The organism is Streptomyces sp. MnatMP-M17 (genome assembly GCF_900091995.1).
In the GTDB taxonomy this organism is placed as follows: Bacteria; Actinomycetota; Actinomycetes; order Streptomycetales; family Streptomycetaceae; genus Streptomyces.
The window spans coordinates 1-10,034 of sequence record NZ_FMDK01000016.1; the positions used below are offsets into that span (position 1 = coordinate 1).

Annotated in this window: 7 protein-coding genes; 5 read left to right on the forward strand and 2 right to left on the reverse strand. The window is 67.8% G+C overall.

Annotated elements, in window-relative coordinates; genetic code table 11:
- Window positions 1-20 precede the first annotated feature (20 nt).
- The gene (locus GA0115259_RS39885; RefSeq protein ID WP_237539671.1) at window positions 21-968 is read right to left on the reverse strand and encodes a hypothetical protein; all 948 of its coding nucleotides are present in this window, start codon (window positions 966-968) and stop codon (window positions 21-23) included.
- Between the two features lie 196 nt (window positions 969-1,164).
- Window positions 1,165-1,881, reverse strand: coding sequence for a Crp/Fnr family transcriptional regulator (locus GA0115259_RS00935; protein WP_093589342.1), 717 nt, complete (start codon window positions 1,879-1,881; stop codon window positions 1,165-1,167).
- Between the two features lie 373 nt (window positions 1,882-2,254).
- On the opposite strand from GA0115259_RS00935, the gene rpsL reads away from it, so the two are divergent.
- The 5 genes from rpsL to GA0115259_RS00960 form a co-directional block, all read left to right on the forward strand.
- Window positions 2,255-2,626 carry a 30S ribosomal protein S12 gene (gene rpsL / locus GA0115259_RS00940; protein WP_003948652.1) on the forward strand — a complete coding sequence of 124 codons (372 nt, stop codon included), beginning with the start codon at window positions 2,255-2,257 and terminating at the stop codon, window positions 2,624-2,626.
- Between the two features lie 2 nt (window positions 2,627-2,628).
- Window positions 2,629-3,099: a 30S ribosomal protein S7 gene (rpsG, locus tag GA0115259_RS00945; RefSeq protein ID WP_030742163.1), complete on the forward strand. Its 471-nt coding sequence runs from the start codon at window positions 2,629-2,631 to the stop codon at window positions 3,097-3,099.
- Window positions 3,100-3,137: 38 nt separating this feature from the next.
- Window positions 3,138-5,264: an elongation factor G gene (gene fusA / locus GA0115259_RS00950; RefSeq protein WP_093589345.1), complete on the forward strand. Its 2,127-nt coding sequence runs from the start codon at window positions 3,138-3,140 to the stop codon at window positions 5,262-5,264.
- Between the two features lie 152 nt (window positions 5,265-5,416).
- Window positions 5,417-6,610 (forward strand): elongation factor Tu, encoded by a 1,194-nt coding sequence (gene tuf, locus GA0115259_RS00955; protein WP_046503245.1) that lies wholly within the window; start codon window positions 5,417-5,419, stop codon window positions 6,608-6,610.
- Window positions 6,611-6,844: 234 nt separating this feature from the next.
- On the forward strand, window positions 6,845-10,034 hold a 3,190-nt coding region (locus GA0115259_RS00960; protein ID WP_093589348.1), incomplete at its 3' end, for a glycosyl hydrolase 115 family protein.

The following is a 10,034-nucleotide window of genomic DNA, read 5'->3' on the forward strand; positions in this document are numbered from 1 at the left end:
GGCGGGCGGGGCCTGCGGGATCATGACCGCTCACCTCGCTCGGCGGATGTGCCGGAGCCGGTGCCGGTGCCGGAGCCTGTGTCCGTACTCGGGCCCGTGCCTCCGCCCATGACGACATCGCCGCCGACCCAGCCTCCCGAGACACCGGTCTGGTCGCCCATGACCAGACTGCCGCCGAAGGACTGCGAACCGCCGGAGAACTGAGGGCCGGGCGCAGGGCTTACGGGCGCGGGGCTTACGGGCGGCGCGACCGCGCGTGGAGCGGTGGTCGCCGTACCGTCGGTGTTTCCAGTGCCCTCGGTGGAAGCCGGCGCCTGGCGGCCCCCTGTACCGCCCGGCGCCGGTCTCCCCCCTCCCATCCCGTGGCCGCCGGTCCCCGACCCGGTGGCCGCCCCCTTCGGCACCGGACCATGCAGCCAGGCCGGCAGCGGCCCGTTCTTGCTGCCGACCGTGACGGGATGGAAGTCGCTCGCCGGAATACCGGCGTACTCATGGCGCACGATCCCGGCGTGCACCGGCTCGGAGACACAGAGGACGAAGTCGTCGGACCGCTCGCGCAGCGCCTCCCGCAGCAGTTCGGCGTCGAGCAGCCGGCACGCGTGGTTGAGGTCGGAGCCGACCCATCCGCCGTGCCCGTCGATCGCCACATAGCCGGTCGCGAGGACTGCCCGCAGCCGGATCTGGGCGGAGCTGGACGCCATCCTGTTGGTCGCCCTCAACTGTGCGGGCACCTCGGTCAGCAGGGCCCGGAGCAGCCTGGCGACCGAGGCGTTCGCGTCGATCAGTTCCATCACGGCGTCGCCGCGGTCCGCACGCCGCCGCTGCGGCTCGTCGATACCGGCCGTCTCCAGGGCGCGGTCCGCGATGTCGTAGAGCATGCGGCGCAGATAGGTCTGCTCCACATCGTCGCGGTCGCTGTACTTCTCGATGTCGAGCAGCAGAATCGTGCGGCTCACAGGGTCGGTCATGCTGCGCCTCTCGGTGGGATGCCGTGATGCAGCAGCGTGGTGCCGGAGCGCTCCCTGTGGTGAGGGCGGATGACGCACTGGAAGTGTGACCATGTGCACAGAGTCACCCGCGCGATGTCTGTGCTCGCACAGAGTGACCGTGGGTGAAGCAAGTCGAGTAAGCAGGTGGAGCAAGCCGAGTAAACGGCGTGGACGGCTACGGCGCGCCCGGTCCCGAGCGCGCGATCTGCCGGAGCACCTCCGGCCGCAGGATCAGCATCGTCCGCCGGCCCGTGACGACCGCCTGCCGGTCCCGTAAGTCCTTGAGCAGCCGCTGCACCATCTCGCGCGAGGCGCCGACCGACCCGGCCAGTTCCTGTTTGCTGAGCGGTACGGAGAGTTCGATGCCCTCCTCCGTGCGCCGCCCGTGCGTGCGCGCCAGATCGAGCAGCAGTACGGCGAAGCGCTCCCGTACGCTCATCGAGCCGAATTCCAGCCGCCGCCGGTCCGCCGCCCTGGTGCGGTCGGCGGTGAGTCCGAGTAATTTCAGCGAAACCTGCGGTGAACGGGCGAGGTATTCCCGGAACCGGTCGTGTTCGACGGCGACCGCCTCCACCGGTTCCAGCGCGGTCACGGTGGCCGCCCGTACCCGGCCGGTGAGCGCCGCGGACTCGCCGACGATGTCGCCGGGGCCGCGCAGGGCGAGCAGTGCCTCGTACCCGTTGGCGGCCGATGCCGTCACCTTCGTCCAGCCGTGCAGGATCAGCAGTACATGGGTGGACGGTTCGTGCTGGTGGATAAGAGGCGTACGGGGGACGAAGCGGAGGACGCGGCCCAGTGCCAGCAGCGCCGCCCGGTCCTCACGCTCCAGCCGGGCCAGAAACGGAACGCGGTCGTCCAGCCCCGCGTCACCCGGTAATTCCGATACAGACATGGGCTCCCCCGATCGTCCTGATGAACAGGACAAGCTACTGAAGGTGACGGGTACATGCAGGAAGAACGGCCGGTTTACCCTGGGAAAGCGGGAATCCCGGCGTGGCGCCTTTCCCTCTGCCGTACGGCGTGTCCGGCCCAGGGCATTTGTTTTGACCGGAGTCGATGAGGTAGGTACGCTCAGACCTTGTGCCTGGGGTGTGCCTGGGCTCCTGTGCGTGTCTTCAGCCGCATGGCGAGTTCGAGTATCGGCCACCGTAATCTGCGCCTTCTTCGCCTACGGCGGGGTCATGCAGCATTCGACACACCCGACCGCGTGGGTCGGAGTCGTTCCAGGTTAGTTGTACTAACGGCACACAGAAACCGGAGAAGTAGTGCCTACGATCCAGCAGCTGGTCCGGAAGGGCCGGCAGGACAAGGTCGAGAAGAACAAGACGCCCGCGCTCGAGGGTTCCCCGCAGCGCCGCGGCGTCTGCACGCGTGTGTTCACGACCACCCCGAAGAAGCCGAACTCGGCCCTCCGGAAGGTCGCGCGTGTGCGTCTGACCTCCGGCATCGAGGTCACGGCCTACATTCCGGGTGAGGGACACAACCTCCAGGAGCACTCCATCGTGCTCGTGCGAGGTGGCCGTGTGAAGGACCTGCCTGGTGTTCGTTACAAGATCATCCGCGGCTCCCTCGACACCCAGGGTGTCAAGAACCGCAAGCAGGCCCGCAGCCGCTACGGCGCCAAGAAGGAGAAGTAAGAATGCCTCGTAAGGGCCCTGCCCCGAAGCGCCCGGTCATCATCGACCCGGTCTACGGTTCTCCTCTTGTCACCTCGCTGATCAACAAGATCCTGCTCAACGGCAAGCGTTCCACCGCCGAGCGGATCGTGTACGGCGCCATGGAAGGTCTCCGCGAGAAGACCGGGAACGACCCGGTCATCACGCTGAAGCGCGCGCTTGAGAACGTCAAGCCCACGCTTGAGGTCAAGTCCCGCCGTGTCGGTGGTGCCACCTACCAGGTGCCGATCGAGGTCAAGCCCGGTCGCGCCGCCACCCTCGCACTCCGCTGGGTCGTGGGTTACTCCCGCGCCCGTCGCGAGAAGACCATGACCGAACGCCTCATGAACGAGCTGCTCGACGCCTCCAACGGTCTCGGCGCCTCGGTCAAGAAGCGTGAGGACACGCACAAGATGGCCGAGTCCAACAAGGCCTTCGCGCACTACCGCTGGTAGTCGCTACCCCCATCGAGACCGAGAGAAGATTGAGCCTCATGGCCACCACTTCGCTTGACCTGGCCAAGGTCCGCAATATCGGGATCATGGCCCACATCGACGCGGGCAAGACGACGACCACCGAGCGCATCCTGTTCTACACCGGTGTGAGCTACAAGATCGGTGAGGTCCACGACGGCGCTGCCACGATGGACTGGATGGAGCAGGAGCAGGAGCGCGGCATCACGATCACGTCCGCCGCGACCACCTGTCACTGGCCGCTCGAGGACGTCGACCACACCATCAACATCATTGACACCCCGGGCCACGTGGACTTCACGGTCGAGGTGGAGCGTTCGCTCCGCGTCCTCGACGGTGCCGTCACCGTGTTCGACGGTGTCGCGGGTGTGGAGCCGCAGTCCGAGACGGTGTGGCGTCAGGCCGACCGTTACGGCGTGCCCCGTATCTGCTTCGTCAACAAGCTCGACCGGACCGGCGCGGAGTTCCACCGCTGCGTCGACATGATCTCGGACCGCCTCGGCGCGACCCCGATCGTCATGCAGCTTCCGATCGGTGCCGAGATGGACTTCAAGGGCGTCGTCGACCTCGTGACGATGAAGGCCCTCGTCTGGTCCGCCGAGGCCGCCAAGGGCGAGATGTACGACGTCGTCGACATCCCGGCCACGCACACCGAGGCGGCCGAGGAGTGGCGCGGCAAGCTGCTCGAGGTCGTCTCCGAGAACGACGACGAGCTGATGGAGCTGTACCTGGAGGGCGTCGAGCCCACCGTGGAGCAGCTCTACGCCGCCATCCGCCGCATCACGATCGCGTCGGGCAAGTCGAACGACACCACCGTCACTCCGGTGTTCTGCGGAACCGCGTTCAAGAACAAGGGCGTTCAGCCCCTGCTCGACGCGGTCGTGCGCTACCTGCCGTCGCCTCTGGACGTCGAGGCCATCGAGGGCCATGACATCAAGGACGCCGAGCTGGTCGTCAAGCGCAGGCCTTCGGACGACGAGCCGCTGTCGGCCCTGGCGTTCAAGATCATGAGCGACCCGCACCTCGGCAAGCTCACCTTCGTCCGGGTGTACTCCGGCCGTCTGGAGTCCGGCACCGCCGTGCTGAACTCCGTGAAGGGCCGCAAGGAGCGCATCGGCAAGATCTACCGTATGCACGCGAACAAGCGTGAGGAGATCGAGGCGGTGGGCGCCGGCGACATCGTCGCCGTGATGGGTCTGAAGCAGACCACCACCGGTGAGACGCTGTGCGACGAGAAGAACCCGGTGATCCTGGAGTCCATGGACTTCCCGGCGCCGGTCATCGAGGTCGCGATCGAGCCCAAGTCCAAGGGTGACCAGGAGAAGCTGGGTGTCGCCATCCAGCGGCTCGCGGAGGAGGACCCCTCCTTCCAGGTGCACACCAACGAGGAGACCGGCCAGACCGTCATCGGCGGTATGGGCGAGCTTCACCTTGAGGTCCTCGTCGACCGTATGAAGCGCGAGTTCCGCGTCGAGGCGAACGTCGGTAAGCCGCAGGTCGCTTACCGTGAGACGATCCGCAAGGCCGTCGAGCGGGTGGACTACACCCACAAGAAGCAGACCGGTGGCACCGGCCAGTTCGCCAAGGTGCAGATCTCGATCGAGCCGATCGAGGGCGGCGACGCCTCGTACGAGTTCGTGAACAAGGTCACCGGTGGCCGTATCCCGAAGGAGTACATCCCTTCGGTCGACGCGGGTGCTCAGGAAGCCATGCAGTTCGGCATCCTGGCCGGTTACGAGATGACCGGCGTACGTATCACGCTGCTCGACGGTGCGTACCACGAGGTCGACTCCTCCGAGCTGGCGTTCAAGATCGCCGGTTCGCAGGCGTTCAAGGAGGGTGCCCGCAAGGCGTCCCCCGTGCTCCTGGAGCCGATGATGGCCGTCGAGGTCACCACGCCCGAGGACTACATGGGCGATGTCATCGGCGACATCAACTCCCGCCGTGGCCAGATCCAGGCCATGGAGGAGCGGGCCGGCGCCCGGGTCATCAAGGGCCTGGTGCCGCTCTCGGAGATGTTCGGCTATGTCGGAGACCTCCGAAGCAAGACCTCGGGTCGCGCAAGCTACTCGATGCAGTTCGACTCCTACGCCGAGGTTCCGCGGAACGTCGCCGAGGAGATCATCGCGAAGGCCAAGGGCGAGTAACTCTCCCGAGCTCACGCTTTAGGCTTGTCACCGGAAGCCCTGGGGCATTCCCGCCGGATCACGGCGGGAGCGCCCCGGGCCCCGGCATCCCAGCAAAGATCACCTGGCGCCGATGAGTAAGGCGTACAGAACCACTCCACAGGAGGACCCCAGTGGCGAAGGCGAAGTTCGAGCGGACTAAGCCGCACGTCAACATCGGCACCATCGGTCACATCGACCACGGTAAGACGACCCTCACGGCCGCCATTACCAAGGTGCTGCATGACGCGTACCCGGACCTGAACGAGGCCTCGGCCTTCGACCAGATCGACAAGGCTCCTGAGGAGCGCCAGCGCGGTATCACCATCTCCATCGCGCATGTCGAGTACCAGACCGAGTCGCGTCACTACGCCCACGTCGACTGCCCCGGTCACGCGGACTACATCAAGAACATGATCACGGGTGCGGCGCAGATGGACGGCGCCATCCTCGTGGTCGCCGCCACCGACGGCCCGATGCCGCAGACCAAGGAGCACGTGCTCCTGGCCCGCCAGGTCGGCGTGCCGTACATCGTTGTCGCCCTGAACAAGGCCGACATGGTGGACGACGAGGAGATCATGGAGCTCGTCGAGCTCGAGGTCCGTGAGCTTCTCTCCGAGTACGAGTTCCCGGGCGACGACCTGCCGGTCGTCAAGGTCTCGGCGCTCAAGGCGCTCGAGGGCGACAAGGAGTGGGGCCAGACGGTCCTGGACCTGATGGCCGCCGTCGACGAGGCGATCCCGCAGCCCGAGCGCGACGTCGACAAGCCGTTCCTGATGCCGATCGAGGACGTCTTCACGATCACCGGTCGTGGCACCGTCGTCACCGGCCGTATCGAGCGTGGTGTCCTCAAGGTCAACGAGACCGTCGACATCGTCGGCATCAAGACCGAGAAGACCACCACCACGGTCACCGGTATCGAGATGTTCCGCAAGCTGCTCGACGAGGGCCAGGCCGGTGAGAACGTCGGTCTGCTCCTCCGTGGCATCAAGCGCGAGGACGTCGAGCGCGGCCAGGTCATCATCAAGCCGGGTTCGGTCACGCCGCACACCAGCTTCGAGGCCCAGGCCTACATCCTGTCGAAGGACGAGGGTGGCCGTCACACCCCGTTCTTCAACAACTACCGCCCGCAGTTCTACTTCCGTACCACGGACGTGACCGGCGTGGTGACCCTCCCCGAGGGCACCGAGATGGTCATGCCGGGCGACAACACCGTCATGACGGTCGAGCTGATCCAGCCCGTCGCCATGGAGGAGGGCCTCAAGTTCGCCATCCGTGAGGGCGGCCGGACCGTCGGCGCCGGCCAGGTCACCAAGATCAACAAGTAGTCCACCGACCTGGTCCGCGAGGGCCCCGCATTCCGTCCGGCGAGGACGGTGGTGCGGGGCCTTTGTCGTGCCCGGCGGGCGGCTGTCGTGCCCGGAGTGCGGCGCGGAGCTGGTTCGAAAATATTTCGAGCGCGCAGGGCCATTGTTTCGGGGAATTCTCCGATCCAGTATGCAGACCAGTATGCGGAGACGTCACCAAGCGGCGTCGGCGACTGGAGGAGATTCATGGGTGTCATGGGGAGTGCCGGCCCGCGCGAGCCCAGCCGCAGAGCCGTTCTCGGTACCGGGATCGGGATCGGCGCCGGGGTGGTGGTCGGTCCCGGTACGGCGGGCCCTGCCGCCGCGGCTGTACCGGGAGGAGGTGTACGGCCCACGGATCCGGGTGCGTACATCTCCTTCACGCCGAGGACCGGTGCCTTCCCGCTCGTACGGTCCGGGCGCGCGGCGCCGCTCGTGGTCAGCGCCGACGACCACCCCGGCGTGGTACGGGCGGTGGGCGATCTGCGGGACGACATCGAGCGTGTCACCCGTGTGCGCCCCGACCTCGGCGGGCGTGGTGTCCCGGCGGGCCACCGGGAGATCGTCCTTGTCGGTACGATCGGGCGCTCGCCGCTGGTCGACGGCCTGATCGCGGCCGGAAAGCTCGATGTCAGCGGGATCGAGGGTGCCTGGGAGGCCTCGCTCCAGACCGTGGTCGAGCACCCGCTGCCGGGAGTGGACCGCGCGTTCGTCGTGGCCGGCAGTGATCAGCGCGGCACGATCTTCGGGGTGTACGACGTGTCCCTCGGGATCGGTGTCTCGCCCTGGTACTGGTGGGACGACGTACGGCCGGTCCACCGCGACGCCCTCTATGTCCTGCCCGGCCGCCATACGCAGGGCACGCCCGTCGTGAAGTACCGCGGGATCTTCATCAACGACGAGAACCCGGCGCTCGGCACCTGGGCCCCGGCCTACTTCGGTCCCGGCAAGGCCGAGGGCTTCCCCGGCGGTTTCAACGCCGGCTTCTACGCCAAGGTCTTCGAGGTCATGCTGCGCCTCAAGGCGAACTATCTGTGGCCTGCGGTGTGGGGACGCGCCTTCGCCGAGGACGACCCGCTCAATCACGCCCGCGCCAAGGAATATGGGATTGTCATGGGCACGTCCCATGAGGCTCCGATGATGCGGGGCATCGAGGAGTGGAACCGCCATGCCGTCCCGGCCGTACGCGACAGCGACGGCGCGATCGTCACTCCTGGGCACGATCCGTACGGCGGTACCGGCGAGTGGTCCTTCCTGCGCAACGCCGAGGCGATCAAGGCCTATTGGACCGAGGGGATCCGGCGCCTGGCCGAGCAGGACTTCGAGGGCGTGGTCACGCTCGGCATGCGCGGCAACGGCGATACGAGCCTGCCGGACGGCGACGGCATCGAGCTGATGCGGGAGATCATCGCGGCGCAACGGCAGATCCTGGCGGAGGTCCTGGGGGAGCGGGCCGGGGAGCGGGCCGCCTCGACCGTGGGTGGCGTGGACTCTTCGGCCGCCTCCGGGTCCTCTCGTAGGGCAGGAGCCTCCCGTACCGCCCTCGCCTCCGTCCCGCAGGTGTGGACTCTCTACAAGGAGGTCCAGCACTACTGGGACCGCGGACTGCGCGCGCCCGACGATGTCACCGTCGTCCTCACCGACGACAACTGGGGCAATATCCGCAAGCATCCCGACCCGGCCGAGCCCGCCCGCAGCGGCGGCTACGGCCTCTACTACCACTTCGACTATGTCGGTCTCGGCCGTAACTACAAGTGGGTCGACACGACCTCCCTGCCGAACATGTGGGACCAGCTCCACCAGGCCGTCGCGTACGGCAACAACCGTCTCTGGGTCACCAATGTGGGTGATCTCAAGGGCAACGAGCTGCCGACCCAGTTCTTCCTCGACTACGCCTGGAACCCGGACCGCTGGACGCTCGCCGACCTGCCCGAGTGGGAACGGCGCTACGCCCGGCAGAACTTCGGTGAGACGCAGGCCGCCGCGATCGCCTCCCTACTGGCCGCGTACGGCCGGCTCCAGTCGCGCCGCAAGCCCGAACTGCTCAACCGCAGGATCACCCTGGACCCGGCGAAGGACCCGGCCACCGACTCCTCGGCGGTGGTCTACGACGACCAGGCCACGCCGTTCTCGCTCACCGCCCACCGCGAGCTGGAGCGGGTCACCGAGGAGTGGCGGCAACTCGCCAAGGACGCCGACCGGATCGCCCGGCGTCTGCCGGCGGCCGACCAGGACGCGTGGTACGAACTGGCCGGGTACGCGGTCCAGGCCACCGCCAATCTCTACGCGCTGCGCGAAGCCGAGTTCACCAACCTTCTCTACGCCCGGCAGGGCCGCGCCGCCACCAACGACCGCGCGACCGCCGCCGAGGCCGGGCTCGCCGAGGACTTCGCGCTGGCCGAGCGCTTCAACTCCCGGGTGGCGGGCGGCAAATGGCGGGGCTTCCAGACCCAGCCGCACATCGGGTACGGGGACATCGAGCGGTACGGTCCGAACGCGCCCTGGCAGCAGCCCGAGCTGGACAATGTAGCCCTGCCAGACGAACTGTTCCCTGCCGTCCGGCGTATCGAACTGCCGGAAGGCGCGCGGCTGGGCGTGGCGGTGGACGGCTCGGAGGAGTGGTGGCCGGGCGCGGGAAGCCGGGCGGTGCTGCCCGAGTTCAGCCCGTACCAGACCTGCCCTGCCCAGTACATCGAGGTCTTCAACCGGGGCCTGAGCCCGTTCGGCTACCGCATCGTGCCGTCCGTCCCCTGGATCACCGTCGACCGCCCGCAGGGCCAGGTCGGTCAGCAGATACGGGCGACGCTGCGGGTGGACTGGTCGCGGGCGCCGCGCGGCCGGACGGAGGCGGAGATCGTGGTGTACGGGCCGGAGGGCACGGCGGTCCCGGTCACGGCGGTGGTCGACCACCGGCGGATCCTCGACGGCCTCGCGGGCGTCAACGGCTTTGTGGAGGCGGGCGGTTATGTCGCGATCGACGCGGAGCACGCCACCCGCACGGTCGCCGCCGACGGTGTCCGCTGGCAGCGCATCGAGGGCATCGGACGTACGGGCGCGGGCATGACACCCTTCCCGGTCACCGCCGCGAGCCGGACGCCACGGCGCGGTGGAGGCTCGCCCAGGCTGGAGTACGAACTGAGCCTGCTGGCGTCCGGGCCGGTCACGGTCTGGGCGTACGTCTCACCCCGCAACCCGGCGCTGCCGACCGCGGGTCTGCGGTACGCGGTGTCCTTCGACGACGAGGTCCCACAGGTGGTCGACATCATCGCGGCGACGGGCGCGGACGACGGAACGATGAGCGCGCAGTGGGCGCGCAACACCTCGGACAACATCAACCGCACGCCCACCCGCCACACCCTCCCCAGAGCGGGCCGCCACCGCCTCACCTTCTGGATGGTGGACCCGA

Excerpts from the sequence above, each read along its gene's own strand:
- GA0115259_RS39885 (WP_237539671.1), bottom strand. The coding sequence starts at position 968 with ATGACCGACCCTGTGAGCCGCACGATTCTGCTGCTCGACATCGAGAAG.
- GA0115259_RS00935 (WP_093589342.1), bottom strand. The coding sequence starts at position 1,881 with ATGTCTGTATCGGAATTACCGGGTGACGCGGGGCTGGACGACCGCGTT.
- rpsG (WP_030742163.1), top strand. The coding sequence starts at position 2,629 with ATGCCTCGTAAGGGCCCTGCCCCGAAGCGCCCGGTCATCATCGACCCG.
- fusA (WP_093589345.1), top strand. The coding sequence starts at position 3,138 with ATGGCCACCACTTCGCTTGACCTGGCCAAGGTCCGCAATATCGGGATC.